Source organism: Pseudomonas sp. MF4836, assembly GCF_002018875.1.
In the GTDB taxonomy this organism is placed as follows: Bacteria; Pseudomonadota; Gammaproteobacteria; order Pseudomonadales; family Pseudomonadaceae; genus Aquipseudomonas.
Genome location: NZ_MVOL01000003.1, coordinates 329543 through 355718, shown reverse-complemented (window position 1 = coordinate 355718; position 26176 = coordinate 329543). Strand labels below are relative to the sequence as shown.

General features: G+C 61.5%; 25 protein-coding genes. 12 read left to right on the top strand and 13 right to left on the bottom strand.

All coding sequences use genetic code 11. The features are described 5' to 3' along the window. Position 1 precedes the first annotated feature (1 nt). The 3 genes from lepA to lptF form a co-directional block, all read right to left on the bottom strand. Positions 2 to 1801: a translation elongation factor 4 gene (gene lepA / locus MF4836_RS08395; RefSeq protein ID WP_020298957.1), complete on the bottom strand. Its 1800-nt coding sequence runs from the start codon at positions 1799 to 1801 to the stop codon at positions 2 to 4. A gap of 171 nt (positions 1802 to 1972) precedes the next feature. Further along, complete coding sequence (gene lptG, locus MF4836_RS08390) at positions 1973 to 3034, bottom strand: LPS export ABC transporter permease LptG (protein WP_078469951.1); 1062 nt, start codon at positions 3032 to 3034, stop codon at positions 1973 to 1975. Continuing rightward, positions 3027 to 4145, bottom strand: a complete 1119-nt coding sequence (gene lptF, locus MF4836_RS08385) for an LPS export ABC transporter permease LptF (protein ID WP_078469950.1) — start codon at positions 4143 to 4145, stop codon at positions 3027 to 3029. The genes lptG and lptF overlap by 8 nt, the downstream gene beginning before the upstream one ends. A gap of 309 nt (positions 4146 to 4454) precedes the next feature. Between lptF and MF4836_RS08380 the strand changes: the two genes are divergently transcribed. The 5 genes from MF4836_RS08380 (at position 4455) to rlmF (ending at position 11114) form a co-directional block, all read left to right on the top strand. Continuing rightward, positions 4455 to 5945 (top strand): leucyl aminopeptidase, encoded by a 1491-nt coding sequence (locus tag MF4836_RS08380; protein WP_078469949.1) that lies wholly within the window; start codon positions 4455 to 4457, stop codon positions 5943 to 5945. Between the two features lie 60 nt (positions 5946 to 6005). Further along, complete coding sequence (locus MF4836_RS08375) at positions 6006 to 6434, top strand: DNA polymerase III subunit chi (RefSeq protein WP_078469948.1); 429 nt, start codon at positions 6006 to 6008, stop codon at positions 6432 to 6434. Positions 6435 to 6441: 7 nt separating this feature from the next. Beyond that, positions 6442 to 6858: a DNA polymerase III subunit chi gene (locus tag MF4836_RS08370; RefSeq protein WP_078469947.1), complete on the top strand. Its 417-nt coding sequence runs from the start codon at positions 6442 to 6444 to the stop codon at positions 6856 to 6858. Between the two features lie 256 nt (positions 6859 to 7114). After that, positions 7115 to 9961 carry a valine--tRNA ligase gene (locus tag MF4836_RS08365; RefSeq protein WP_078469946.1) on the top strand — a complete coding sequence of 949 codons (2847 nt, stop codon included), beginning with the start codon at positions 7115 to 7117 and terminating at the stop codon, positions 9959 to 9961. Positions 9962 to 10091: 130 nt separating this feature from the next. Beyond that, complete coding sequence (gene rlmF / locus MF4836_RS08360; protein WP_078469945.1) at positions 10092 to 11114, top strand: 23S rRNA (adenine(1618)-N(6))-methyltransferase RlmF; 1023 nt, start codon at positions 10092 to 10094, stop codon at positions 11112 to 11114. Between the two features lie 63 nt (positions 11115 to 11177). On the opposite strand, the gene MF4836_RS08355 is transcribed toward rlmF, so the two are convergent. Continuing rightward, entirely contained in the window at positions 11178 to 11459 is a 282-nt protein-coding gene (locus MF4836_RS08355) for an HU family DNA-binding protein (protein WP_003440137.1), read from the bottom strand. Positions 11460 to 11854: 395 nt separating this feature from the next. Between MF4836_RS08355 and yejK the strand changes: the two genes are divergently transcribed. Both yejK and MF4836_RS08345 read left to right on the top strand, forming a co-directional pair. Next, complete coding sequence (yejK, locus tag MF4836_RS08350; RefSeq protein ID WP_078469944.1) at positions 11855 to 12859, top strand: nucleoid-associated protein YejK; 1005 nt, start codon at positions 11855 to 11857, stop codon at positions 12857 to 12859. Continuing rightward, a complete protein-coding gene (locus tag MF4836_RS08345) occupies positions 12859 to 13209 on the top strand; it encodes a glutaredoxin family protein (RefSeq protein ID WP_078469943.1) in 351 nt (116 codons plus the stop codon). The genes yejK and MF4836_RS08345 overlap by 1 nt, the downstream gene beginning before the upstream one ends. A 22-nt stretch (positions 13210 to 13231) precedes the next feature. Here the strand turns inward: MF4836_RS08345 and MF4836_RS08340 are convergent, their stop codons facing one another. From MF4836_RS08340 to MF4836_RS08320, 5 genes are all read right to left on the bottom strand, one after another. Beyond that, the gene (locus MF4836_RS08340) at positions 13232 to 14167 is read right to left on the bottom strand and encodes a glutathione S-transferase family protein (protein WP_078469942.1); all 936 of its coding nucleotides are present in this window, start codon (positions 14165 to 14167) and stop codon (positions 13232 to 13234) included. A gap of 87 nt (positions 14168 to 14254) precedes the next feature. Continuing rightward, positions 14255 to 14575: a GIY-YIG nuclease family protein gene (locus MF4836_RS08335; RefSeq protein WP_078469941.1), complete on the bottom strand. Its 321-nt coding sequence runs from the start codon at positions 14573 to 14575 to the stop codon at positions 14255 to 14257. 53 nt (positions 14576 to 14628) lie between these two features. Then, positions 14629 to 15099 carry a nuclear transport factor 2 family protein gene (locus MF4836_RS08330; protein WP_078469940.1) on the bottom strand — a complete coding sequence of 157 codons (471 nt, stop codon included), beginning with the start codon at positions 15097 to 15099 and terminating at the stop codon, positions 14629 to 14631. A 99-nt stretch (positions 15100 to 15198) separates the two neighbouring features. Beyond that, entirely contained in the window at positions 15199 to 16515 is a 1317-nt protein-coding gene (locus MF4836_RS08325; RefSeq protein WP_078469939.1) for a CynX/NimT family MFS transporter, read from the bottom strand. Further along, the gene (locus MF4836_RS08320; protein ID WP_078469938.1) at positions 16505 to 17164 is read right to left on the bottom strand and encodes a FadR/GntR family transcriptional regulator; all 660 of its coding nucleotides are present in this window, start codon (positions 17162 to 17164) and stop codon (positions 16505 to 16507) included. The genes MF4836_RS08325 and MF4836_RS08320 overlap by 11 nt, the downstream gene beginning before the upstream one ends. Before the next feature lie 166 nt (positions 17165 to 17330). On the opposite strand from MF4836_RS08320, the gene MF4836_RS08315 reads away from it, so the two are divergent. Beyond that, a complete protein-coding gene (locus MF4836_RS08315) occupies positions 17331 to 17642 on the top strand; it encodes a type II toxin-antitoxin system MqsR family toxin (protein WP_078469937.1) in 312 nt (103 codons plus the stop codon). After that, positions 17639 to 18121, top strand: coding sequence for a type II toxin-antitoxin system MqsA family antitoxin (locus tag MF4836_RS08310; protein WP_078469936.1), 483 nt, complete (start codon positions 17639 to 17641; stop codon positions 18119 to 18121). The genes MF4836_RS08315 and MF4836_RS08310 overlap by 4 nt, the downstream gene beginning before the upstream one ends. Positions 18122 to 18180: 59 nt before the next feature. Here MF4836_RS08310 and MF4836_RS08305 read toward each other — a convergent pair whose 3' ends face one another. The 4 genes from MF4836_RS08305 to MF4836_RS08290 form a co-directional block, all read right to left on the bottom strand. Then, positions 18181 to 18945: an amino acid ABC transporter ATP-binding protein gene (locus tag MF4836_RS08305; RefSeq protein WP_003171943.1), complete on the bottom strand. Its 765-nt coding sequence runs from the start codon at positions 18943 to 18945 to the stop codon at positions 18181 to 18183. Between the two features lie 10 nt (positions 18946 to 18955). Beyond that, positions 18956 to 20053, bottom strand: coding sequence for an amino acid ABC transporter permease (locus MF4836_RS08300; protein ID WP_078469935.1), 1098 nt, complete (start codon positions 20051 to 20053; stop codon positions 18956 to 18958). Positions 20054 to 20063: 10 nt separating this feature from the next. After that, positions 20064 to 21245, bottom strand: a complete 1182-nt coding sequence (locus MF4836_RS08295) for an amino acid ABC transporter permease (protein WP_078469934.1) — start codon at positions 21243 to 21245, stop codon at positions 20064 to 20066. 65 nt (positions 21246 to 21310) lie between these two features. Next, positions 21311 to 22339, bottom strand: a complete 1029-nt coding sequence (locus MF4836_RS08290) for an amino acid ABC transporter substrate-binding protein (protein ID WP_020298417.1) — start codon at positions 22337 to 22339, stop codon at positions 21311 to 21313. A 468-nt stretch (positions 22340 to 22807) separates the two neighbouring features. On the opposite strand from MF4836_RS08290, the gene MF4836_RS08285 reads away from it, so the two are divergent. The 3 genes from MF4836_RS08285 (at position 22808) to MF4836_RS08275 (ending at position 26176) form a co-directional block, all read left to right on the top strand. After that, positions 22808 to 23464, top strand: coding sequence for an alpha/beta hydrolase (locus tag MF4836_RS08285; protein WP_078469933.1), 657 nt, complete (start codon positions 22808 to 22810; stop codon positions 23462 to 23464). 96 nt (positions 23465 to 23560) lie between these two features. Further along, positions 23561 to 25054 carry an ATP-dependent RNA helicase RhlB gene (gene rhlB / locus MF4836_RS08280; RefSeq protein WP_078469932.1) on the top strand — a complete coding sequence of 498 codons (1494 nt, stop codon included), beginning with the start codon at positions 23561 to 23563 and terminating at the stop codon, positions 25052 to 25054. Positions 25055 to 25198: 144 nt separating this feature from the next. Further along, on the top strand, positions 25199 to 26176 hold the full coding sequence (locus MF4836_RS08275; protein WP_078469931.1) for an ornithine cyclodeaminase family protein: 978 nt from the start codon (positions 25199 to 25201) through the stop codon (positions 26174 to 26176).

Below are 26176 nucleotides of genomic sequence, written 5' to 3'. Positions count from 1 at the left end.
CCTAACTATCCAACCTGAGCACTGCAAGGAAGGCTTCTTGTGGAATTTCCACGTTACCGACTTGCTTCATGCGTTTTTTACCGGCCTTCTGCTTTTCCAACAGCTTGCGCTTACGGCTAACGTCACCACCGTAGCATTTGGCCAATACGTTCTTTCTGAGTGCCTTGACGGAGGTCCGCGCAATGATCTGCCCGCCGATGGCGGCCTGGATCGCGACGTCGAACATCTGGCGCGGAATCAGTTCTTTCATCTTCTCGGTCAACTGGCGACCTTTGTAGTGCGCGTTATCCTTGTGCACGATCAGCGCCAGAGCGTCGACCTTGTCACCGTTGATCAGCACATCCAGTTTCACCAGATTAGCCGACTGATAACGATCGAAATGGTAATCCAGCGAAGCATAACCACGGCTGGTGGATTTGAGACGATCGAAGAAGTCCAGGACCACTTCGTTCATCGGCAAATCGTAGGTCACCTGGACCTGGGAGCCGAGGAACAGCATGTCGTGCTGCACGCCACGCTTTTCGATACACAGGGTAATGACGTTGCCCAGGTGCTCTTGCGGCACAAGAATATTGGCGCGAACGATTGGCTCGCGCATGTCTTCAATGGACGACAAGTCTGGGAGCTTGGACGGGTTGTCGACGTAAATCGTTTCACCGGTTTTCAGCAACAGCTCGAAAATAACGGTCGGCGCGGTGGTGATCAGGTCTAGGTCGTACTCGCGTTCGAGGCGCTCCTGGATGATTTCCATGTGCAGCATGCCGAGGAACCCGCAACGGAAGCCGAAGCCCAGGGCGTCGGAGCTTTCCGGGGTGTACTGCAGCGACGAGTCGTTCAGGGTGAGCTTCTGCAGGGCCTCACGGAAGTCTTCGAAGTCGTCGGAGCTGACCGGGAACAAACCGGCGTAGACCTGCGGCTGAATCCGCTTGAAGCCTGGCAGTACATCAACATCGGGCGTCGAACTCAGGGTCAGGGTATCGCCCACTGGCGCACCGTGAATGTCCTTGATACCGGCGATGATGAAGCCCACTTCACCGGCCTTGAGGTCGGTGGTGGCGGTGTGTTTCGGGTTGAATACACCGACGCTATCCACCAAGTGGATCTTGCCGGTGGATTTGACCAGGATCTTGTCGCCCTTCTTCACTCGGCCATGGCGCACGCGCACCAGGGACACAACGCCCAGGTAGTTGTCGAACCAGGAGTCGATAATCAACGCTTGCAGCGGATCTTCGTAGTTGCCGGTTGGCGCAGGAATAGTCTTGACCAGACGCTCGAGCACTTCATCGACGCCCAGGCCGGTCTTGGCACTGCACTCGACCGCGTCGGTGGCATCGATGCCGATGATTTTCTCGATTTCTTCCTTGACCCGATCCGGATCGGCCTGGGGCAGGTCGATCTTGTTCAGGACGGGCATGACTTCCAGGCCCTGCTCGATCGCCGTGTAGCAGTTGGCAACCGACTGCGCCTCAACGCCTTGGCCGGCATCCACCACCAGCAATGCACCTTCACAGGCCGCCAGCGACCGGCTGACTTCATAGGTGAAGTCGACGTGGCCCGGGGTATCAATGAAGTTCAGTTGGTACTTGATGCCATCGCGGGCGGTGTAATACAGGGTGACACTGTGGGCCTTGATGGTGATACCGCGCTCACGCTCAAGGTCCATGGAGTCCAGGACCTGGGCTTCCATTTCGCGTTCGGCCAGGCCGCCGCACATCTGGATGAAGCGATCAGCCAGAGTCGACTTGCCATGGTCAATGTGGGCGATGATGGAGAAATTGCGGATATGACTCAAATCACTCACAGGTCAACACTCAAAAAGGCTGCAGGCATAGCCCGCCGAAAAATAGCCGGGAATTGTACCTGAAACACCGCGCTAGCGTCACGTTCGCCTGTCAGCCACCGGCAAATGCGCAAACGCCCCGATCTTGCGACCGGGGCGTTTGTCATCCTGCAGCGCCTGGCGGCGGCGTCATCAGCCGGCGCGACGCAACAACCAGAAGCCGGCCAGGGTGCAAATAGCGGCGGGCACCAGCACCGCGAACAGCGGCGAGAAGCCGAACACCAGGCTCGACGGCCCCAGCAAGTCCTGGGCGATGCGGAAGGTAAAGCCCACCAGCACCCCGGTGAACACCCGCTGCCCCAGGGTTACCGAGCGCAAAGGCCCGAAAATGAAGGAAATCGCCATCAGCACCAGGGCGGCGGTGACCAGCGGTTGCAGCACCTTGACCCAGAAGGCCAGCCAGTACCGGCCGTTGTTCAGGCCCTGGTCCGCCAGATAGTGGATATAACCCCACAGACCGGTGATCGACAGTGATTCCGGAGCCATGACCACAGTGCTCAGCAATTGCGGGCTCAACGCTACGTCCCAACGCTCATCCGGGGTGCTGATGACCTCGGTGTGGCCTTCACGGAAGTAGGTGGTGGTGACATCCGTCAGCTGCCAGTAATCCTTGTCGAACTTGGCATGCTTGGCGAAGCTCGAGGACAGCAGGTGGCGTTCCTTGTCGAAGTGGTAACGGGTCACGCCGTACAGCAAACCATTGGGCTGGACCGCGTTGATGTGGATGAATTCATCACCCTGGCGGTGCCACAGGCCGTGCTTGGAGCTTTGCGCATCGCCCGAACCCTGGGCCAGGGCGCGGTTAGCCTGGGCCTGGCTTTCGGTGGCGGGCGCCACGTACTCACCCACCAGCACGCCGACCAGCATCAGCACCAGCATCGGCTTCATCACCGCCCAGACGATACGCCCGACCGAAACACCGGCCGCACGCATGATGGTCAGTTCGCTGTTGCTGGCCAGGCTGCCCAGGCCGATCAGGCAGCCGATCAGCGCCGCCATCGGCAGCATCTCGTACACCCGACGCGGCGCGGTCAGTAACACGAAGCCCAGCACGTCCATCACGGTATAGCTGTCGCTGACACTGCCCATCTCATCGATAAAGGCGAACAACGAAGCCAGGCCGAGAATAATCCCCAGCACCGCCAGGATGGCCATGAATACACTGCTACCAATGTAGCGATCGAGCTTAACCACGGGCCATCTCCTGCACGCTGCGGCGACTCGCCAGTTTCAAGCGCAAAGGCTCCCAATACAGCAGGGCCAGGCCGACCAGCAGGAACAACACATGCACCCCCCATAGGCCCAGCACTGGCGACAGCTTGCCCTTCTCCAGGGAACCACGGGCGGCAATCAGGATAGTCAGGTAAGCCATATAAAGAAGAATCGCCGGAATCAGCTTGAGGAAACGCCCCTGCCGCGGGTTGACCCGCGCCAACGGCACGGCCATCAGGGTCACGATAAACACCAGCAACGGCAGCGACAGGCGCCATTGCAACTCGGCCACGGCCCGCAGGTCGGTCTTGCCGAACAGGTCGCGGGTCGGCATGGCGTCGCGGTCGGTGACTTCGTCACTGACGTCCGGCTTGGCCAGCAATACGCCGTAGGTGTCGTACTTGATCACCCGGTAATTGGCCTCGCCCGGGTTGCCGTCATAGCGATAGCCGTTTTCCAGAATCAGGTAGCGGTTGCCGTCCGGACGGATGTCCTGGTGGCCTTTTTCGGCGACCAGCACCGAAATCCCCTGGTCCTTCTTGTCCTTGTTCAGGCGTTTTTCCGAAATGAACACGCCGCCCAGATTGGCCCGGTCCTCGGACAACTGCTCGGTATAGGTCACACGAGTACCGTCGTTGAGCGCCTGGAAGCGACCCGGCACCAAGGTGTCGAACTCGGTCATGGCGTCCTGCTTGTTGAGCAGCAGCTGGAACTGGTTCGCTCCCTGCGGCGCCAGGCCCAGGCTCAACCAGCCGACCAGCACGGCGATCAGCGTGGCCGGAATCATGGTCATGCCCAGCAGTCGCTGCTGGCTCATGCCCGTGGCCGAGAGCACGGTCATTTCACTTTCGAGGTACAACCGGCCATAGGCCAGGAGAATGCCGAGGAACAGGCCCAGCGGCAGAATCAGTTGCAGGAACCCGGGCAGACGAAAGCCCATGATCAGGAACAGCGAACCCGGATCCAGCGCTCCCGAGGCAGCTTGGGCCAGGTATTTGACGAAGCGCCCGCTCATGATGATGACCAGCAGCACCGCGCTCACGGCGCTCAGGGTCAGCAGGACTTCGCGAGATAGATAACGAAAGACGATCAAACCAGACACTCCAGGGCTGTCAGGCTAAGGCGGCCAAACAAGCAAACGTATCGAGCCGGCCCGCCAAGGCAGGCCGCCGAAAAAAGATGGCGCATTATCCTGTGAATGCGTGCGCCTGTCACTGCACATGCTCATGCAGGCCTCTAAAGCGGCGAAGTTCGCACGCTGGAGGGTTGTCAGGCTCGGGCGGCGAGGTTCAAACTGGCGGCTTTGTCGTCGCTGGCTGACGATACTTTCTTCTATATATAGATACGCCCCGCGCAGGGCATCGACCTTGCGCTCTTTGACCATTACCTCAGGGATCCGGACATGGAACTGGTTGTAAAAAGCGTTAGCCCAGAAACCTTGAAGACCGCCACTCTGGTGGTCGCCATCGGCGAAGGCCGCAAGCTCGGCACGGTCGCCAGCCAACTCGACGAACTCAGCGGCGGCGCCATCAGCGCCGTCCTCAAGCGCGGCGACCTGACCGGCAAGGTCGGCCAAAGCCTGCTGCTGCACAACGTGGCCAACCTCAAGGCCGAACGCCTGCTGCTGGTCGGCATCGGCAAGGACGCTGAACTCGGCGACCGCCCGTTCCGTAAAATCGCCAGCGGCGTACTCAATACCCTCAAGGGCCTGGGCGGCAGTGATGCCGTGCTGGCACTGGACGAAGTGGTGGTCAAGGGCCGCGACAGCTACGGCAAGTCCCGGCTGCTGGCCGAAACCCTGGTCGATGGTGGCTATGTCTTCGACCAGTTCAAGAGCCAGAAGGCCGAACCCCGCGCCCTGAAGAAAATCACCCTGCTGACCATCAAGGCCGCCCAGGCTGAAGTCCAGCGCGCAGTCACCCACGCCACGGCCATCGCCAATGGCATGGCTTTCACCCGCGACCTGGGCAACCTGCCGCCGAACATCTGCCACCCGACCTTCCTCGGCGAACAGGCCAAGGCCCTGGGTAAAGAGTTCAAGGGCTTGAAAGTCGAAGTGTTCGACGAGAAAAAGATCAAGGAACTGGGCATGGGCTCGTTCTATGCCGTGGGTCAGGGCAGCGACCAGCCTCCACGCCTGATCGTCATGCAATACAACGGCGGCAAGAAATCCGAGAAGCCGTTTGCCCTGGTCGGCAAAGGCATCACCTTCGACACCGGCGGCATCAGCCTCAAGCCGGGCGCGGGCATGGATGAAATGAAGTACGACATGGGCGGCGCAGCCAGCGTCTTCGGCACCCTGCGCGCGGTCCTCGAGCTCAAGCTGCCGATCAATCTGGTGTGCATCCTGGCCTGCGCCGAGAACATGCCAAGCGGCGGCGCGGCGCGTCCGGGCGACATCGTCACCACCCTGAGCGGCCAGACCGTGGAGATCCTCAACACCGACGCCGAAGGCCGCCTGGTGCTGTGCGACGCCCTGACCTACGCCGAACGCTTCAAGCCGCAATCGGTGATCGATATCGCCACCCTGACCGGTGCCTGCATCGTAGCTCTGGGTTCCCACACCTCCGGCCTGCTGGGCAACAACGACGAGCTGATTGGCCAACTGTTGAGCGCCGGCCAACAAGCTGACGATCGCGCCTGGCAACTGCCGCTGTTCGACGAGTACCAGGAGCAACTGGACAGCCCGTTCGCCGACATCGCCAACATTGGTGGGCCGAAAGCCGGCACCATCACGGCGGCCTGCTTCCTGTCGCGCTTCACCAAGAACCTGAACTGGGCGCACCTGGACATCGCCGGCACCGCCTGGACCAGCGGCGGCAAGGACAAGGGCGCCACTGGCCGTCCGGTTCCCCTGCTGACCCAGTACCTGCTGGATCGCGCCAAAGCCTGAAACCCATGACCTCGGTCGGCGCCGCTTGCGGGCGGCGCCAGCCCAGGCTCAGGAATCGCAATGACCAAAGTCGACTTTTATATCCTTCCCAGCGCGGATCCTTCAGCGCGCCTGGATTTTGCCTGCAAGCTCACGGAAAAAGCCTGGCGCATGGGCCACCGCATCTACCTGCATTGCAGCGATGCCGCCCAGCGCGAAGACCTGGATGCCCGCCTGTGGCGCTTCAAAGGTGAGACCTTCGTGCCCCACGGCCCCGCCGAAAACGAGCCAGAGGGCTTGATTGTCCTTGGCCTGGGCGATGACTGCGGCGCCCACCAGGATCTGCTGGTGAACCTGGACCTGAAAGTCCCGGGCTTTGCCAAGGCGTTTGCCCGGATCGCCGAAGTCGTGGTCGAAGACCCGACGATTCGTCAGGCCGCCCGCGAGAGTTTCCGTTTCTATCGCGAACAGGGCTATCCTCTGCAAGATCACCGTTTACAGCGACTCTGAGCACCCGATGGACACTCCAAAACCGCAGCAAAAGTCCGCGCACCTGCTGGACGACCTCGAGTCGATCCGCCAACTGCTCGGCGATGACAACCTGCAACCGCCGCTGCTCACTGAGACCGTGAACGGCGACGTGCAAATCCCCCTGCTGTTCGACATGGTCGGCGGCAAGCAGCCCGAGGCCGCCGTTGAGCCCGCCCCCGCCGCACCCGTCGAGGCGCCAGCCCCTACACCAGCGCCCACCCCGGCAGTGGCAGCACCTGCCGCCAACTCCGGCCCGGACGCCCTGCTGCACCTGGACCGCGAGCTGCGCGCCGCGGCGCAGTTGATCATGCAAGACGTGATCGACGACTTCGCCCCCCATATCGAAACCGAAATCAAACGCCGCCTCGAAGCACGTATGGAACGGCTGCTGAATAACCTGTAGCGCCGGCCGAGCTTGCGAGGCTGCGCGGGTCATCCGCAACGCCCTTGTTCCATCAGGTAGTTCTCTAGCGTCAGTCCCGGCCAGCGCAGCCTGCGGCAGCGGCTACGGGCCGATTTCGCAGGCGCCGCTGACCACAGGCAACGCCACTGCTTTCCCGGTCACGCCTGCGCATGCGGCTGGCCGGTAGCTTGCTGGCGGGCGCCTCCGCTATACTTGCCGGCTTTCCTGAATAAATGCCAATAGGGTCCCGCCGCGCATGGATAAGACCTACCAGCCGCACGCCATTGAAACTTCCTGGTACCAGACTTGGGAGTCCGAGAACTACTTCGCCCCGCAAGGCGCGGGCGACTCCTACACCATCATGATTCCGCCGCCGAACGTCACTGGCAGCCTGCACATGGGCCATGGCTTCAACAACGCGATCATGGACGCCTTGATCCGCTTCCGCCGCATGCAGGGTCGCAACACCCTGTGGCAACCGGGTACCGACCACGCCGGTATCGCCACGCAAATGCTGGTAGAGCGTCAGATCGAAGCCCAGGGCCAGAATCGTCATGACCTGGGCCGGGAGAAATTCCTGGAAAAAGTCTGGGAGTGGAAGGATCAGTCCGGTGGCAACATCAGCCGCCAGATCCGCCGCCTGGGTTCCTCCGTGGACTGGAGCCGCGAGCGCTTCACCATGGACGACGGCCTCTCGGAAGCAGTCAAAGAAGCTTTCGTACGCCTGCACGAAGACGGCCTGATCTACCGCGGCAAGCGCCTGGTCAACTGGGACACCAAGCTGCACACGGCGATTTCCGACCTCGAAGTGGAAAACCACGACGAGAAAGGCTTCCTGTGGAACCTCAAGTACCCGCTGGCCGACGGCGCCAAGACCGCTGAAGGCCAGGACTACCTGATCGTCGCCACCACCCGTCCGGAAACCATGCTCGGCGACTCCGCCGTGGCCGTGAACCCGGAAGACGAGCGCTACAAGGCCCTGATCGGCAAGTTCGTCGAACTGCCGCTGGTAGGCCGTCGCATCCCGATCATCGCTGACGACTACTGCGACCCTGAATTCGGCACCGGCTGCGTGAAGATCACCCCGGCCCACGACTTCAACGACTACGAAGTCGGCAAGCGCCACAACCTGCCGCTGCTCAACATCTTCGACAAGAACGCTGCCGTGTTGTCGGCCTGCCAGGTGTTCAACCTGGATGGCACGCTCAACGAAAGCATCGACGGCAAGATCCCGGCCGAGTACGCCGGCCTCGACCGCTTCGTAGCGCGCAAGCAGATCGTTGCCGCATTCGACGCCGCCGGCCTGCTGGTCAGCGTCGATGATCACGCCCTGAAGGTGCCCAAGGGCGACCGCTCCGGGACCATCATCGAGCCGTGGCTGACCGACCAGTGGTATGTCTCCACCAAGCCCCTGGCAGAACCTGCCATCGCGGCGGTGGAAGACGGCCGCATCGCCTTCGTGCCGAAACAATACGAAAACATGTACTTCTCCTGGATGCGCGACATCCAGGATTGGTGCATCAGCCGCCAGCTGTGGTGGGGCCACCGGATTCCGGCCTGGTACGACGAGTCGGGCAAGGTCTACGTAGGCCGCGATGAAGCCGAAGTACGGGCCAAGCACAACCTCGGCCCGGACGTTGCCCTGCAGCAGGACAACGACGTGCTCGACACCTGGTTCAGTTCGGGCCTGTGGACCTTCTCCACCCTGGGCTGGCCGGAGCAGACCGACTTCCTCAAGACCTTCCACCCGACTGACGTGCTGGTGACCGGTTTCGACATCATTTTCTTCTGGGTTGCCCGGATGATCATGCTCACCATGCACCTGGTGAAAAACGAGGACGGCACACCGCAGGTTCCATTCAAGACCGTGTACGTCCACGGCCTGGTCCGCGATGGCCAGGGCCAGAAGATGTCCAAGTCCAAGGGCAACGTCCTGGACCCGCTGGACATCATCGACGGCATCGAGCTCGAAGCCCTGGTGCAGAAACGCACCACCGGCCTGATGCAGCCAAAACTGCAGAAGTCCATCGAGAAGCAGACCCGCGCCGAATTCGCCGACGGTATCGCCAGCTATGGCACCGACGCCCTGCGCTTCACGTTCTGCTCCCTGGCGTCCACCGGTCGCGACATCAAGTTCGACATGGGCCGCGTCGAGGGTTATCGCAACTTCTGCAACAAGATCTGGAACGCCGCGCGCTACGTGCTGGACAAAGGTGAAGACTGCGGCCAGAACGGCGAGGCCTACGAGCTCTCCCTGGCGGATCGCTGGATCATCTCGCAGTTGCAACGCACCGAAACCGAAGTCACTCGCCAGCTCGACCAGTTCCGTTTCGACCTGGCTGCCCAGGCGCTGTACGAGTTCATCTGGAACCAGTACTGCGACTGGTACCTGGAACTGTCCAAGCCTGTGCTGTGGGACGAGAACGCGCCGGTCGAACGCCAGCGCGGCACCCGTCGCACCCTGGTCCGAGTGCTGGAAGTGGCCTTGCGCCTGGCTCACCCGTTCATGCCGTTCATCACCGAAGAAATCTGGCAGCGCCTCGCGCCGCTGGCCGGCAGCACGGGCAAGACCATCATGCTGCAGCCTTGGCCGGTGGCCAATGAAGCACGCATCGACGAGGCCGCCGAAAGCGATATCGAGTGGCTCAAGAACCTGATGCTCGGCACCCGCAACATCCGCGCCGAAATGAACATCGGTCCAGGCAAGCCGCTGGCAGTGTTCGTGAAAAATGCCAGCGCCGAAGATCAGCGTCGTCTCACCGAGAACGATGCACTGCTCAAGAAGCTGGCGAAGCTGGAGTCGATCACCGTATTGGCCGCAGGCGCAGAAGCACCGCTGTCCGCCACCGCCCTGGTCGGCGAGATGGAAGTGCTGGTGCCCATGGCGGGCCTGATCGACAAGGGCGCCGAACTGGCACGCCTGGACAAGGAAATCCAGCGCCTGCAAGGCGAAGTGCAGCGGGTCGGCGGCAAGCTGTCCAATGCCTCGTTCGTCGACAAGGCCCCGGCCGAAGTCATCGACAAGGAACGCGCCAAACTGGCCGAAGCCGAACAGGCTCTGGGCAAGCTGGCTGAGCAGCACGCACGGATTTCCAGCCTGTAAGGTGGGGCCCGAGTGAAAAAAGAGACCTTCGGGTCTCTTTTTTTATGGGCGGCCACTTTTGACCGGGCTTGCCCAGGAATATGGGACAATAGCCGCCACTTTTGAAACAAGCCCAGAATCGACGCAGCCCATGACCGCCCCCAGCACACCCAAAGCACCGCGCAAAAAGCCAAAACCTGCCACCCCGGCCAAGGCCGTCGCGCCCCGGAAAGAGGCCACCCTGCACCCGCGTAACCGCCACCAGGGCCGCTATGACTTCCCGGCCCTGATCAAGACCACGCCGGAGCTGGCGCAGTTCGTGATCATCAACCCGTACGGCAAGGAAAGCATCGACTTCGCCAGCCCCGACGCGGTACGGGTGTTCAACCGCGCGCTGCTCAAGGCCTTCTACGGCATCAAGCACTGGGATATCCCGGCCGATTACCTGTGCCCGCCGGTGCCAGGGCGTGCCGACTACGTGCACTTCCTCGCCGACTTGCTGGCCAGCGTCAACGAAGGCGTGATCCCCCGTGGCGCGCCGGTCAAGGTGCTGGACATCGGCATGGGCGCCAACTGCGTCTACCCGCTGATCGGCTACAGCGACTACCGCTGGCACTTCCTCGGCTCGGAAATCGACCCGACAGCCGTGGCGGCCGCCAAGGCGATCGTGCAGTCCAACGGGCTGAGCAAGGCCATTCAACTGCGCCAGCAAAGCAATCCCAAGCACATTCTGCTGGGCCTCCTGGAGCCGGGCGAGCGCTTTGACCTGACCATGTGCAACCCGCCCTTCCATGCCTCCATGGATGAAGCGACCAAAGGCAGCGAACGTAAATGGCGGGCCCTGGGCCGCGCCGACCCGAAACGCAAATTGCCAGTGCTGAACTTCGGCGGCCAATCGGCTGAACTGTGGTGCGAAGGTGGCGAAGCGCGGTTTGTGACCCAGTTGATCGCAGAGAGCGCACACTTCCAGCACAAAGTGCTGTGGTTCAGCACCCTGGTGTCGAAAGCGTCCAACCTGCCGGCGATTCAGACTGCGCTGAAGAAGGCCGGGGTGCTGGAGAGCCAGGTGGTGGAGATGTCCCAGGGGCAGAAGCAGAGTCGATTTGTCGCCTGGACCTTCCAGACGCCGAGCGAACAACAGATCTGGCGCCAGCGCTGGGTGCGCAAGGACTAAAAGCTGCAGGCAACAAAAAACCGTGCCCGGATCGCTCCGGAGCACGGTTTTTTTTGCTGCGTCTTACTTGTTAACAGCGTCGGTCAGGCCTTTAGCCACGACCAGCTTGATAACTTTCTTGGCAGCGATTTCGATGGCAGCGCCAGTCGATGGGTTACGGCCAGTACGGGCAGGACGCTCGGTCACTTTCAGCTTGCCGATACCTGGCAGAGTGATTTCGCCGCCATTTTCCAATTGATCAGCAACGATTTGGGCCAGTTGGTCCAGTGCGTTACGCGCGGTGGTTTTCGGCGCGTCGATAGCTTCAGCGATATCAGCGATCAGTTGGTCTTTAGTAATAGCCATTGTGGTGTTCCTTCCCTATCAAATTCATTTGGATTGCAGAGTGCAGTGTCAGCCATCGAGCCAGATCTTTTGGATCTGGCACCCCGGTTACAACCACGACAGATCGGGGTTATAGATACCGAAATCAGGGTTTGGTTCGACCTGACAAATGCTGAATGCACGCTTAACGCTGATACATCGCGTAAGACGGGGCAAAACTAGCACAGAGACGGGGAAATATCCGCCTCTACCTAGCCATTTGGTCAGCTTTATTGCTCTAAATCCGTAAAAAATTGCATAAGCCCCGGGGTCGGGCCATTCCTGTCCCGGCAAACACCGCCAAAACCAGCAGGTGCGGTACACTGGGCACTTTTTCGGGGAGCCCGCCCTCCCCCAGCCAACCAGCCGAGAAGCCCATGCCGATCCGTCATTGCATCGTCCACCTGATCGACAAAAAACCCGACGGCACCCCTGCAGTTCTTCACGCCCGCGACTCCGAACTGGCCGAGTCCGCGGCGATCGAAAACATGCTTGCCGACCTCAACGAAAGCTATAACGCCAAACAGGGCAAGGCCTGGGGTCTGTTCCATGCCGAATCCGGGGCGCACCCCTTCAGCGGCTGGCTGAAGGAATACCTCGATGGCGGCAAGGACTTCACCGCATTCAGCCGGGTTGCGGTCGAGCATCTGCAGAAACTAATGGAAGAGTCCAACCTGTCGGTCGGCGGCCATGTGTTGTTCGCTCATTATCAGCAAGGCATGACCGACTACCTGGCGATCGCCCTGCTGCACCACAGCGAAGGCGTGGCGGTCACCGACCAGCTGGACGTGACCCCCTCGCGCCACCTGGACCTGGGCCAACTACACCTGGCCGCGCGGATCAACATTTCCGAATGGCAGAACAACAAGCAGTCCAAGCAGTACATCTCGTTCATCAAGGGCAAGAACGGCAAAAAGGTCTCGGAATACTTCCGTGACTTTATCGGCTGCCAGGAAGGCGTCGACGGCCCCGGCGAAACCCGGACCCTGCTCAAGGCCTTCAGTGATTTCGTCGAAAGCGAAGACCTGCCCGAAGAAGATGCCCGGGAAAAGACCAAGACCCTGGTCGACTACGCCAGCAGCCAGGCCAAGCTCGGCGAACCCATGGGCCTGGAAGAGCTCTCGGAGCTGATCGACGAAGACCGCCCCAAGGCTTTCTACGACCATATCCGCAACAAAGACTACGGCCTGTCGCCGGAAATCCCTGCCGATAAACGCACCCTCAATCAGTTCCGCCGCTTCACCGGGCGCGCCGAGGGCCTGTCCATCAGTTTTGAAGCCCACCTGCTGGGCTCGAAGATCGAATACGACGAAGAGGCCGGGACCCTGATCATCAAAGGCCTGCCGACCCAACTGACCGATCAGCTCAAACGGCGTAACTGATGGTGGGCGGCGTACTGAAAAAGGTACTGCTGATCCTGCTGGTGGTAGTCCTGTATCAGAACTGGGGCAAGATCGAACGCCTGTTCAACCCGTCGGGGATGGCATCGGAGCAGGTCCGGGCCAACGCCCGGGTCGTGCTCTATGCCACTGACTGGTGCGGCTACTGCAAGGCCACCCGGCGCTTCCTCGATCAGAAGGGCATTGCCTACCGCGAGTTCGATATCGAAAAAGACGCCCAGGCGCGCAGTGCCTATGAGGCCCTGGGCGGGCGCGGCATTCCGATCCTGGATGTCAACGGTAGCTTGATCCGCACCTATGACCCCGAGGCCATCATGGCGGCGCTGAAGTAACAGCGCCGCCATTTACCCTCGCTTACTGGGCTTCGATGCGAAAGCCCAGGCGCGGAAAGTGCACATGCACCACACCGCCACGGGGGTCTTCGCGACGCAGGATCAGTTCCTCGCTACCCGCGAACACCAACTCCCCCAGCACCGGGTCGACGCCGTAGTCGGTCGCCGCAATCAGCACCTGCTGCCCGGGCTTGAAGCCATTGGGGTCGATGAACGGCTCGGCCGGCAGCGCCGCCGGCGTGGCCGTGCGGGCTACCTCCAGCGCTTCCTCGGCGCTCATGTCACTGGCGGCGCCATGGCCGAAGCCCATTACCCGCGCGTGCCAGGCGCTTACCGCAGGGTAGACATCGACCAGCGGTGCAGTGACCGGCGTCGCCTTGAGGAACCACAGCGGATGCGCCAGGGCGAAGTCGGCAATCGAGGGCTCGCCGAACAGAAAGTCGCCCTGCTCGCGCTGCAGTTGCTGCTCGAGGCGAGCCATGAGGGTCGGCCACTGATGCTTGGCCTGCTCAGCAGAGACGCGGGTGGCACTGCCGCCACTGAACAGCCCGGCGCGGTCTGCGAGAAAGGCCTTGATCGCTTCCGGCGACAACTTGCCAAAACGCACGGCGACCGATTCCGGCTGGAACACCAGGCTCACCGCATGCTGGAACACCACCGAATCGGCCCACGCGGCGAACGCGGCAACCACCAGTTCCTGGCCTTCGGGGTACAACGTCGGCGCGGCCTTTTCCTGCTCCAGGCGACGGGCGATCAGGGCGGTGTCGCAATAGATATCGGCCCCCACCTGCAACACCGGCGTCTTGCGATAACCACCGGTCAGCGCCGTCAGATCAGGTTTTGGCATCACCGGGGAAATCTTCACCGAGCGCCAGGACAGGCCCTTGAAGCCCAGCAGCAGGCGCACTTTTTCCGCAAAAGGAGAAGTCGGGTAATGATGGAGAATCAACTCTGACATGCTGCAGTCCGCCGGATAAGTAGGAAAAACCAGCTTAGCGCGCAAATCCCCGGCGGCCTACAGATGCGCCTGATGGGAACTTATCAGTCAGGGTGATAAGCCCGGGCCGGCCGAGGCCACCAGGCATTCCTTGGCGCTTTTTCGAAGCTTTTTGATCAGCCGCTCCTGGCGCAGCGCATCACTCTTGTCGCGGCAGACTTCGGTGTACACCAGGGCCACCGCCGGGCTGGAAAGGAAGAAGCGCGCGCCCTTGCCGCTCTGATGCTTGGCAAAACGCTTGTGCGGGTCGTCGCTGATGCCGCAGTACAACGAACCGTTGGCCGCCCTGACCAAGTACACAAACCAGGGTTTGCTGGCCACGGCGGCAGGTTCGGGTTCGGCGCAGGGGATTGGGCTGGGGGTGCTCACGTGACGATCAGGGCTTGTGGATAACAAGCCGCGATCTTAGCAGAGGACGCGCCTCAACGACCGGCCTGGAACGCCTTCAAGCCTTTCAGGGCCTGGCCGCGCACTGCGTTTTTGACCAGCGGCGTCCAGCCCAGCAGCAGGCCCTTGGTGCCCAACGCCTGCCGCGCCCAACGCCACAGGTCGAAGTGATCGTGGTGCTCGCAGATCTTGCCGTCACGAAACACGAAGCGCGCCTGGATATCGTTGACCACGATGTTGCCGGTCTGGCTGAACAGGTAAGTCGCGACCCAGTGCGCGCCGCCGGTGCGCTCATCGGCGCGGACGTTGTCGAACGTCAGGGAAAAGTCCTTGGCCCGGGTCGTGAGCAGGCGCCACATGTCGCCGGCATCGCGCCCGCGCAACTCGCCGAAGGCCGGGTCGCTGAACAGCACATCGTCGGTATAGCAGGCAGCCATGGCCTCGGCATCCAGGCGCTGGAACGCTTGATAGAAGGTGGTAATCAAGGCGCTGTGGGCATCACTCATGGGCTGGCTCCGAACGATCAAAATATGATGCGCACAATAATCTGCCCAGGCGCAGAACACTATCGGCATTCGTGGCGGGAATACCGAGAGTGGTGCGGGTCAGATTTTTTCGCTTTCGACCTGCACAAACAGCGAGCGGCCGGCACCCAGGCCGGCAGCGATGGCCCCCAGGCCGATCACCCCGAAGATCCAGCCCAGGGCCGTCCAGCCGCCGGTCCAGTCGTGCACCAGGCCGACTGCGAATGGCCCCATCGAGGCCAGGGTGTAACCGATGCCCTGGGCCATGCCCGACAGGTTGGCCGCCACATGAGCGTCGCGAGAACGCAGCACAATCAGGGTCAGGGCCAGGCTGAACGTCCCGCCCTGCCCCAGCCCGAGCAGGATCGCCCAGCCCCACAGCCCGTCGATCGGCGCATACAGGCAACCGAACAGGCCGCCCAGGGTCAGCAGCATGACAATCACGATCGCCAGGCGCTGGTCCTTGCCACGGGTCGCCAGCCAGGGCGCCGCCAGGGAGCTGGCCAGTTGCACGATCACCGAACCGGACAACACCAGCCCAGCCTGGGTCGGGGTCAGGCCACGACCAATCAGAATCGACGGCAACCAGCCAAAAACGATGTAGGCCAGGGATGATTGCAGGCCCATGTAGAGGGTCACCTGCCAAGCCAGCGGGTCCCGCAACAGACCGCGCACGCGGTAGGCCGCATGATGTGCGCCCTGCTTCTTGCCGACCTGGGGCAGCCAGAACACTGCCGCCACCAGCGCCGGCAGCACCCAGAACCCCAGGCCCATGGCCCAGCTGTCACTGAAATGATGGCTGAGCGGCACCGTGGCCCCGGCCGCCATGGCCGCGCCCAGGCACAGCGCCATGGTGTAGACCCCGGTCATGGTGCCAGCGTGCTTGGCAAAATCGCGCTTGACGATGCCCGGCAACAGGACGCCGATCACGCCGATGCTGGCGCCGGCCAGCAGGCTGCCGGCAAACAGGCCGAACTCGCCCAGGCTGCTGCGCAGGATAATCCCGCCCGCCAGGGTCAGCAGAATCCCCAACACCACTCGCTCGGCGCCGAAACGCCGTGCCAGCAGCGGTGCCAGGGGCGCGAACAGGCCCAGGCAGAGCACCGGCAAGGTGGTCAGTAACCCGGCCTGGGCCGCTGACAGGCCGAGGCTTTTAGAAACGTCGCTGAGCAGCGGCGCCATGCTCGACAGCGCCGGACGCAGGTTCAACGCCACCAGGATCAAGCCCAGCAACAACAGCCAAGGGCGGCGCAGCACCGGGTGGCTGTGCTGGACCTGCTCGTCATCGGCCTCGGCGTCGATCAGCAGTTCTTCAAGTTCCGGCGTACGCCGGCTGGGGGATGGCGTGGCGTTGTCGGCCTGGTGACTGGACATGGGCTTCTCGGTATCAAGGTTCATTGATCAACTGCCGGGAAAGGGCTTTGGCCCGCTCCGGGTCACGCTGTTCCACCGCATCGAGCAGTTGCACATGCAGGTCGAAAACCTGCTGACGCCGTGGAGAAATATTCAGGGTCTTGCGCAACTGGGCACCGACCACGCTGGAGAAGTAGCGGTACAGCTCGCTCAGGGTCGGGTTGTGCGCGGCATCCACCAGCAACCCGTGGAACACCAGGTCGCAGGCGATGTAACTGTCCAGGTCGCCGTGATAATGCGCACCGCTGACCGCGAGCGCTTCGCGCAGGGCCCTGAGGTCCTCATCGGTGCGGCGCAGCGCGGCCAGGCCAATGGCCTCGACCTCGAGAATCTGCCGCGTCTCCCGAGCCTGCTCCTGGGTGCAGCCGGACAGCGCCTTGAGGGTGTCCAGAGGGTCGGCCAGGGCACGCAGGTAACTGCCATCGCCCTGGCGGATCTCGATCAGCCCGGAAAACGCCAGCACGCGCATGGCTTCACGCACGGTATTGCGGCTGATGCCCAGTTCGGCAGCCAGTTCCGGCTCGGTAGGCAAGCGCTGACCAACGCTCCAGGCGCCATGATTGATGCGCAGGCGCAGTTGCTCCAAAGCCTGGTCAACCAGGGAGCGTTTCACCAACGGGGAAATATCTGACATAAACCTCAGCCTTTCATCCAATCATCGGACGAATTTTCTGACATGTTAGTCAGCTTCATCTGAGAAGGCAAAAGGTTAGGGTTACGGAGCAGGCAATCTGGGAAAAATCCGATTGCTTAAAAAACCCTTTGAGGGTAATTTCCAATCACGCAATGCAAGGTGTCTTATGGAAAAGCACACAGCGCATTACCACCTGTCAGTGGTCAAGGCCGAGGTTTTGCGGCTCGGCGCCAGAGCCTTCACCCGATCCGCCCTGGAGGGCGGTCGAAGGCTCGGCCTGAGCCTTGGGCACATGCAGCGCATCGTCTGCACCCTGAAGCCCGCCATGCTCGACAAATCCATGACCAGCTACGCCGACCATCAACTCTGGCAGGACGTCTACCACGCAACACACCAGGGCCTGGAGATCTACATCAAAGTGACGTACCGCCCAGGCGGTAGCGCCCCGGTGATCTCTTTCAAGGAGAGAAACACATGAACCGACAGCAATGCATGAGTTGCGGCGCCCCCGATGAGATGAAGCCATTCAGCCATCGCAGCGAAATCATCGACTACAAGCACCTGACCCGCCCGGTGCATGACCTGGCAGGCTGGGAATGCCAGGTCTGTGCCGAAGTCGAATTCGACGCTGACAGTTCAGATCGCTACGCCGCCGCCGGCGATCAACTGATCGAGGACTGCCGGCAATTGATCGCCGCCGAGATGAAACGCATGCGCCGCAAACTGCACCTCTCGCAAAAGGAGGCCGTGCAGCTGCTTTCCGGCGGTGGACACAATGCCTTCTCCCGCTATGAACGGGGTGAAGTCGCGCCGCCCCAGCCACTGCTGATGCTGATGCGCCTGCTCGATCGCCACCCTCACCTGCTGGCCGATGCCCGCGAACTGAGCGAGGCCGGCGACCTGCAGCAACTGCTGCTCGCACGCCATCCGCCGCACGAAACCACCCTCGCCAGTTGAACCCCAGGCAAAAATAAACCCGGCGCCAGGCCGGGTTTATCGTCAGACACCGGGCTCGATCAATGCAGGATCTGGCTCAGGAACAGCTTGGTGCGATCGTTTTGCGGATTGTCGAAGAAGTCGTTCGGCGCGGCCTGTTCGACGATTTCGCCCTTGTCCATGAAGATCACCCGGTTGGCCACGGTCCGGGCAAAGCCCATTTCGTGGGTCACGCAGAGCATGGTCATGCCGTCTTCGGCGAGGCCGATCATGGTGTCCAGCACCTCTTTCACCATCTCGGGGTCGAGGGCTGAAGTCGGTTCATCGAACAGCATGATTTTCGGTTTCATGCACAAGGCGCGGGCAATCGCCACACGCTGCTGCTGACCGCCGGAGAGTTGCCCCGGGAATTTGTGCGCCTGCTCTGGAATGCGTACGCGCTCCAGGTAGTGCATGGCAATTTCCTCGGCCTTGCGCTTGGGCATCTTGCGCACCCACATTGGCGCCAGGGTGCAGTTCTGCAGGATAGTCAGGTGCGGGAACAGGTTGAAGTGCTGGAACACCATGCCCACTTCACGGCGGATCGCTTCGATCTGCTTGAGGTCATTGGTCAGCTCCACGCCATCGACCACGATGCGGCCCTGCTGGTGTTCTTCCAGGCGGTTGAGGCAGCGGATGGTGGTGGACTTGCCCGAGCCCGAAGGCCCGCACAGGACGATACGCTCGCCCTGTTTGACGTTGAGGTTGATGTCTTTCAACACGTGGAACTGGCCGTACCACTTGTTCACGCCCTGCATCTGGATAATGCCTTCAGGGCTCACAGGCTGTTTGATCGCTTCACTCATGAAAAAACTCCTAACGCTTGTGGCCAGTGTCCAGCTTACGTTCCAAATGCATGGAGTAGCGGGACATACCAAAACAGAAAATCCAGAACACCAGGGCCGCGAACACATAGCCTTCAGTGGCCATGCCCAACCATTTCGGGTCGGCGGCGGCTTGTTTGACGCTGTTGAGCAGGTCGAACAGGCCGATGATGATCACCAGGCTGGTGTCCTTGAACAGGGCAATGAAGGTGTTGACGATGCCGGGGATTACCAGCTTCAGGGCTTGCGGCAGAATCACCAGGCCCATACTGCGCCAGTACCCGAGGCCCATGGCCGCCGCCGCTTCGTATTGACCTTTGGGAATCGCTTGCAGACCGCCCCGTACCACTTCCGCCACGTAGGCCGACTGGAACAGGATCACGCCGATCAAGGCCCGCAGCAGTTTGTCGAAGTTCATGCCTTCAGGCAGGAAAAGCGGCAGCATCACCGACGACATGAACAGCACGGTAATCAGCGGTACGCCACGCCAGAACTCGATGAAGGTCACGCAGACCACACGAATCGCCGGCATGTTCGAGCGCCGCCCCAGCGCCAGCACGATGCCCAACGGCAAGGCCCCGGCAATACCGACGGTGGCGATGACCAGGGTCAGCATCAGGCCACCCCATTGGCTGGTTGCCACGTTGGTCATGCCGAAGATGCCGCCATGCAGCAGGAAGTAGGCAACGATCGGGTACAGCACCAGAAAGCTCAGGCCGTAGATCGCCTTGCGCGGGAAGCGCGAGACGAACAGCGGCGCCACGCCCACCACTGCCAGCCACACAGTCAGGTCCACACGCCAGCGCAGGTCCTGCGGATAGTAGCCGTACATGAACTGGCCGAAGCGCTGCTGAATGAAGACCCAGCAGGCGCCCTCCTTGGTGCAGTCGGCACGCGTGGTGCCGACCCAGTTGGCATCGAGAATCGCCCAATGCAGGATCGGCGGCACCACCAGGTAAATCAGGTAGAACGCAAACAGGGTCAGCAGGGTATTGAGCCAGCTGGAGAACATGTTGGCGCGCATCCACGCCACCACCCCGATGCTGCTGCTCGGAGGGGGCATGTCAGGTTTGAATGTATGAGTTGTCATGCGCGTTTCCTCACCGCTCGATCAGCGCAATGCGCTTGTTGTACCAGTTCATCAGCAGGGAAATGCTGATACTGATCGCCAGGTACACGCTCATGGTGATGGCAATGACTTCAATCGCCTGCCCGGTCTGGTTGAGCACCGTGCCGGCAAACAACGAGACCATTTCCGGATAACCGATACCGGCTGCCAGCGAGGAGTTCTTCGCCAGGTTCAGGTATTGGCTGGTCAGCGGCGGAATGATCACCCGCAGCGCTTGCGGAATGATCACCTTGCGCAGCGTTGGGCCGTTGCGCAGCCCCAGGGAGCGCGCCGCCTCGGTCTGGCCATGGCTGACCGACTTGATCCCGGAACGCACGATCTCGGCGATAAACGCCGCGGTGTAGACGGTCAGGGCCAAGGTCAGGGCCAGCAGTTCCGGGATCAGCACCCAGCCACCGACGAAGTTGAAGCCTTGCAGCTTTGGCAATTCCCAGTGCAGCGGCGCGCCGAAGATCAGCGCGCACAACCCAGGGATCACCAGGATCAACGCCAGGCCGGTCCAGAACTTGTGGAACGGCACGCCAGTGGCCTCGAAGCGCTTATTGGCCCAGCGGCACATCAGCACAATGGCGACGATGGCCAGTACCACGCTCACCACGAATGGCCAGAACCCGTCCGCCGCCTGAGCGGCCGGCATGTTCAGGCCACGGCTGCTGACAAAGAAGGTGTCACCGAAGTTGTGGCTGTTGCGCGGCCCCGGCATGGTCAGGAACACCGCGAAGTACCAGAACAGAATCTGCAGCAACGGCGGGATGTTGCGGAATACTTCCACATACACCGTGGCCAGCTTGCTGATGATCCAGTTCTGCGACAGACGCGCCACGCCGACGATAAAGCCGAGAATGGTCGCCAGGATCACCCCGATAAAGGTCACCAGCAGGGTATTGAGCAAGCCGATGACGAACACCCGGGCATAGCTGTCCGATTCGGTGTAGTCGATCAAATGCTGCGCGATGCCGAAGCCGGCGCTGCGCTCGAGAAAGTCGAAACCCGAGGTAATGCCCCGGTGCTGGAGGTTGGTTTGGGTGTTGTTGAACAGAAACCAGCCCAGCGAGACCACCGCCACAATGGTGATGATCTGGAATAACCACGCACGCACTCGTGGATCGCTGAGACTGAGCCTCTGCTTTGGTGCGCCGATTGAATTTTGCATGAAGTGCCCCAGAAATAATGGAACAGAACATCACCCGGTGGTTGGCCCACCGGGTGATAGAACCATCAGCGCACTGGTGGTGCGTATTGGATGCCGCCGTTGTTCCACAGCGCGTTCAGGCCGCGGTCGATGGCCAGTGGTGTGCTCTTGCCGAGGTTTTTCTCGAACACTTCACCGTAGTTACCTACTTGCTTGACGATCTGTACTACCCAGTCCTTCGGCAGTTTCAGGTCTTTGCCGTATTCACCGTCCGCACCCAGCAGACGTGCAACATCGGGGTTCTTGGTGGACTTGGCTTCGGCTTCGACGTTTTTCGAAGTCACGCCGGCCTCTTCGGCATTGAGCATGGCGAACAGGGTCCATTTGACGATGCTGAACCATTCTTCGTCGCCTTTACGCACGACCGGGCCCAGGGGCTCCTTGGAAATGGTTTCCGGCAGAACGACGTAGTCGGTCGGGGTCGCCAGCTTGCTGCGTTGTGCGTACAGCTGGGATTTGTCGGAAGTCAGCACGTCGCAACGACCGGATTCCAGCGACTTGGCGCTTTCATCGGAAGTGTCGAAGGTGATCGGGGTGTATTTCAGGCCGTTGCCACGGAAGTAGTCGGAAACGTTCAGCTCGGTAGTGGTACCGGCTTGGATGCAGATGGTTGCACCGTCCAGTTCCTTGGCGCTTTTGACGCCCAGCTTATTGTTCACCAGGAAGCCGATGCCGTCGTAGTAAGTCACGCCGGCAAACACCAGGCCCATGCCCGAATCGCGGGAGCTGGTCCAGGTGGTGTTGCGCGACAGCACGTCGATTTCGCCCGATTGCAGCGCGGTGAAGCGCTCCTTGGCGTTCAACTGGCTGAATTTGACCTTGGTCGCGTCGCCAAACACGGCGGCCGCAACAGCCCGGCATACGTCAGCGTCGATGCCCAGGATCTTGCCGGTGGCGTCCGGTACCGAGAAGCCCGGCAGACCGTCGCTCACACCGCATTGCACAAAGCCTTTTTTCTGCACTGCATCAAGGGTCGCACCCGCCTGCGCGAAGCCGCTCATACCCAGTACCGCGGCTGCCGTGACGACGGCCAGGGTGGATTTCAACATCTTCATTCAAACCTCCAGTTTTGCTCTTGTTGTGTCGGAGCTTGAGTCCTGCCGCACCCTTATGAGGCGCTGTTGACCCTGTGCTGGCTTTTTTTAGGGTCAAGCGGCGTAAGACCTTCGCTATGAGTCTAGTAGGATAAATCCCCGTAACGGAGCCCCCACATCTCACCAATCGGCCGAACGGGCTGTAGCCCTTTCATGTTCGCGAAGCCCGTAGCGGCCAGTGGCGAACGTCCATCACCGGATTTTTGCTATGCCCCAGCCAGCGGCAGCCTGATAGTGTTACCGCCGGGGGTAAGTGCAATCACTTCGATATCCCTGTTAGCAAAGCCCGTACCATATTCAGCGCTTAAGCGTTTCAGCCAATGGTCAATAGCAAAACGTTCAACCTTGCAACATCTTCTTCACAGATCAACTTGCTGCGCACCTTGACCACGCACCTATTCAGCGCGCACGCACAACAATGGAGCAACCATGACCGAACCCTTGATTCTTCAGCCCAGCAAGCCCGTCGACGCCTGTGTTATCTGGCTCCATGGCTTGGGGGCAGATCGCTATGACTTCCTCCCGGTGGCCGAAGTCCTGCAGGAAACCCTGCTGACCACCCGCTTCGTGCTGCCCCAGGCACCGACCCGCGCCGTGACCATCAACGGCGGTTATGCCATGCCCAGCTGGTACGACATCCTGGCCATGAACCCGGCCCGCGCGATCGACCGCGACCAGCTCGATCAGTCGGCAAAACAGCTTATCGATCTCATCGAACAGCAACGGGCCGGCGGAATAGACGCCTCGCGGATTTTCCTCGCCGGTTTCTCCCAGGGTGGTGCGGTGGTGCTGCACACGGCCTTCCTGGAGTGGCAGGGCCCCCTGGGCGGCGTACTTGCCCTCTCGACTTATGCCCCGACCTTCAGCGACGAACTGCAACTTTCGGCCAGCCAACAGCGGATTCCGGTGCTGTCGCTGCATGGGCAATACGATGAAGTGGTGCAGAACGCCATGGGGCGGACCGCTTATGAGTATTTGAAACAGCATGGTGTCACCGTGACATGGCAGGAATACCCAATGGGCCATGAGGTGTTACCTGAAGAAATTCGCGACATCGGCGTCTGGTTGAGCGAGCGTTTACGCTAAAAACGAAACTTCCTGTAGTCCGAGACCCAACACACTACGCCGCGCCCGATTCTTGCATTACACTGCCCGGCGTACATTCCTTAACCAATTGATGAGATGACCGTGCTCAAAGCACTCAAGAAAATCTTCGGTAAAAGCGAGGCTGAGCAGCTCGCGCCAAGCTCCAGCGTCCCCTCCCCCAGCCCCAGCAGCCATCATGAAGGCCGTCAATCGGGCCGGACCGCGCCAGCTACCGCAAGCCAAAAAGAGCCGGTGACCACACCCGCCGCCCCTGCTGTTGCAGCCCCATCGACTCCCGCCCGCAGCGAAAAGCCCAAGGCCGAACAACCTCGTCGTGAGCGCGCGCCAAAGCCGGCCGTCAGCACCTGGAAACTCGAAGATTTCGTCGTCGAGCCCCAGGAAGGCAAGACCCGCTTCCACGACTTCAAGCTCGCCCCCGAACTGATGCATGCCATTCATGACCTGGGTTTTCCTTACTGCACGCCGATCCAGGCGCAGGTCATGGGCTTCACCATCAATGGCCAGGACGCCATCGGCCGGGCCCAGACCGGCACCGGCAAGACCGCCGCGTTCCTGATCTCGATCATCACCCAGCTGTTGCAGACCCCGCCGCCGAAAGAGCGCTACATGGGCGAGCCACGGGCACTGATCATCGCGCCGACCCGCGAACTGGTGGTCCAGATCGCCAAGGACGCCGCCAGCCTGACCAAGTACACCGGCCTGAACGTGATGACTTTCGTCGGCGGCATGGACTTCGACAAGCAGCTCAAGCACCTCGAAGCCCGCCACTGCGACATCCTGGTCGCCACCCCGGGCCGCCTGCTGGACTTCAACCAGCGCGGCGACGTGCACCTGGACATGGTCGAAGTGATGGTGCTGGACGAAGCCGACCGCATGCTCGACATGGGCTTTATCCCCCAGGTACGGCAGATCATTCGCCAGACTCCGCCGAAAAATGAACGTCAGACCCTGCTGTTCTCCGCGACCTTCACCGAAGACGTGATGAACCTGGCCAAGCAATGGACCACCGACCCGGCCATCGTCGAGATCGAATCCGAGAACGTGGCCAGCGAAAACGTCGAACAGCACATTTATGCCGTGGCCGGCGCCGACAAATACAAACTGCTCTACAACCTGGTCACCGACAACGGTTGGGAGCGGGTCATGGTCTTCGCCAACCGCAAGGACGAAGTCCGGCGCATCGAGGAACGCCTGGTACGTGATGGCGTGAATGCCGCCCAACTGTCGGGCGATGTACCGCAGCACAAGCGCATCAAGACCCTGGAAGGTTTCCGCGAAGGCAAGATCCGCGTGCTGGTGGCCACCGATGTGGCAGGTCGCGGGATCCACATCGACGGCATCAGCCACGTGATCAACTTCACCCTGCCGGAAGTACCGGACGACTACGTGCACCGCATCGGGCGTACCGGCCGGGCCGGGGCCAACGGCGTGTCCATCAGCTTCGCCGGTGAAGACGACTCCTATCAGCTGCCATCGATCGAAGCCCTGCTGGGGCGCAAGATCAGCTGCGAAACACCGCCCACCGAGCTGCTGCGCCCCGTGGAGCGCAAACGCCCGCAAGCGACCTGAGGCACGGGCAGCGCCCGAAGCCTCTGCCCTGAAGAAAACGCAGCCCCACCAGGCTGCGTTTTTTTTCGCCTGGCGATTGCCGAACACAACTAAAAGTCCATAATAGACAAATTAGTTTATATCCACTGCCGTGGGAGCCCCCGCATGTCCAGCACGCCTTATGTGATTGCCCAACCCCAAGCCCGCGAACTGCTGGCCCAGGTCGATGTGCCGCAGATCCTGCGCAAACTGTTTATCGACCTGGCCGCCGGGCGTGCGGTGCAACCGGCGCAGCAACTGGTGGAATTCCCCCAGGGGGCCGGCGACTTCATCAACTACCTGGGGGTGCTGGCCGATGATCGGGTGTATGGGGTCAAGACCTCGCCCTATATCGTTCGCGCCGAAGGCCCGCTGGTCACCGCCTGGACCCTGCTGATGTCCATGGACAGCGGCCAGCCGCTGTTGCTGTGCGATGCCGGCGAACTGACCACCGCCCGCACCGCCGCCACCACGGCCGTGGCGGTGGACGCCCTGGCGCCGGTCGACGCCCGCCAGCTGTGCATCATCGGCAGCGGCCCCGTGGCCCTGGCCCACCTGCATTACGCCAAAGGCCTGCGGCCATGGCAGACCATCCGCCTGTACTCGCCGAGTCTCGCCAGCACCAGCTCAGAACAACAGGCTCGGCTCCAGGCTCTGGACCCTCGGCTACAAATTGCCAGCAGCCGTGAACAGGCCCTGGCCGACGCGGATGTGATCATGCTCTGCACCTCGTCCGCCGGGCCGGTCATTGACCCAGCGCAACTGAGCCGTCCGGCGTTGATCACCTCAATCAGCACCAATGCGCCACGGGCCCACGAGGTGCCGCCGCAAAGCCTGGGCCAGATGCAGGTGTATTGCGACTACCGCCAGACCACACCGGACGCCGCGGGCGAAATGCTGATCGCCAGCCAGCAGCACGGCTGGCACAAGGAGGCGATTGTCGGCGACCTGGGCGAATTACTCAGCGGCCAGGCCCCGCGCCCGAACGCCACCGGTTCGGTGTTTTTCCGCTCCATCGGCCTGGGCCTGGAGGACATCGCCCTGGCCAATGCGCTGTACCGCTTGCAGCTCAAGGCTGACGCAGCGCCAGCGCCCGCCCGATAA

What these genes read in the sequence shown, in the direction of transcription:
- MF4836_RS08300 (WP_078469935.1), bottom strand. Translation starts at nt 20,053, where the DNA reads ATGACAACTCATACATTCAAACCTGACATGCCCCCTCCGAGCAGCAGC.
- MF4836_RS08315 (WP_078469937.1), top strand. Translation starts at nt 17,331, where the DNA reads ATGGAAAAGCACACAGCGCATTACCACCTGTCAGTGGTCAAGGCCGAG.
- MF4836_RS08345 (WP_078469943.1), top strand. Translation starts at nt 12,859, where the DNA reads ATGGTGGGCGGCGTACTGAAAAAGGTACTGCTGATCCTGCTGGTGGTA.
- MF4836_RS08380 (WP_078469949.1), top strand. Translation starts at nt 4,455, where the DNA reads ATGGAACTGGTTGTAAAAAGCGTTAGCCCAGAAACCTTGAAGACCGCC.
- MF4836_RS08310 (WP_078469936.1), top strand. Translation starts at nt 17,639, where the DNA reads ATGAACCGACAGCAATGCATGAGTTGCGGCGCCCCCGATGAGATGAAG.
- MF4836_RS08305 (WP_003171943.1), bottom strand. Translation starts at nt 18,945, where the DNA reads ATGAGTGAAGCGATCAAACAGCCTGTGAGCCCTGAAGGCATTATCCAG.
- MF4836_RS08330 (WP_078469940.1), bottom strand. Translation starts at nt 15,099, where the DNA reads ATGAGTGATGCCCACAGCGCCTTGATTACCACCTTCTATCAAGCGTTC.
- MF4836_RS08375 (WP_078469948.1), top strand. Translation starts at nt 6,006, where the DNA reads ATGACCAAAGTCGACTTTTATATCCTTCCCAGCGCGGATCCTTCAGCG.
- MF4836_RS08325 (WP_078469939.1), bottom strand. Translation starts at nt 16,515, where the DNA reads ATGAACCTTGATACCGAGAAGCCCATGTCCAGTCACCAGGCCGACAAC.
- MF4836_RS08340 (WP_078469942.1), bottom strand. Translation starts at nt 14,167, where the DNA reads ATGTCAGAGTTGATTCTCCATCATTACCCGACTTCTCCTTTTGCGGAA.
- yejK (WP_078469944.1), top strand. Translation starts at nt 11,855, where the DNA reads ATGCCGATCCGTCATTGCATCGTCCACCTGATCGACAAAAAACCCGAC.
- MF4836_RS08290 (WP_020298417.1), bottom strand. Translation starts at nt 22,339, where the DNA reads ATGAAGATGTTGAAATCCACCCTGGCCGTCGTCACGGCAGCCGCGGTA.
- MF4836_RS08285 (WP_078469933.1), top strand. Translation starts at nt 22,808, where the DNA reads ATGACCGAACCCTTGATTCTTCAGCCCAGCAAGCCCGTCGACGCCTGT.
- rlmF (WP_078469945.1), top strand. Translation starts at nt 10,092, where the DNA reads ATGACCGCCCCCAGCACACCCAAAGCACCGCGCAAAAAGCCAAAACCT.
- rhlB (WP_078469932.1), top strand. Translation starts at nt 23,561, where the DNA reads ATGACCGTGCTCAAAGCACTCAAGAAAATCTTCGGTAAAAGCGAGGCT.
- MF4836_RS08275 (WP_078469931.1), top strand. Translation starts at nt 25,199, where the DNA reads ATGTCCAGCACGCCTTATGTGATTGCCCAACCCCAAGCCCGCGAACTG.
- MF4836_RS08295 (WP_078469934.1), bottom strand. Translation starts at nt 21,245, where the DNA reads ATGCAAAATTCAATCGGCGCACCAAAGCAGAGGCTCAGTCTCAGCGAT.
- MF4836_RS08370 (WP_078469947.1), top strand. Translation starts at nt 6,442, where the DNA reads ATGGACACTCCAAAACCGCAGCAAAAGTCCGCGCACCTGCTGGACGAC.
- MF4836_RS08355 (WP_003440137.1), bottom strand. Translation starts at nt 11,459, where the DNA reads ATGGCTATTACTAAAGACCAACTGATCGCTGATATCGCTGAAGCTATC.
- MF4836_RS08365 (WP_078469946.1), top strand. Translation starts at nt 7,115, where the DNA reads ATGGATAAGACCTACCAGCCGCACGCCATTGAAACTTCCTGGTACCAG.
- MF4836_RS08320 (WP_078469938.1), bottom strand. Translation starts at nt 17,164, where the DNA reads ATGTCAGATATTTCCCCGTTGGTGAAACGCTCCCTGGTTGACCAGGCT.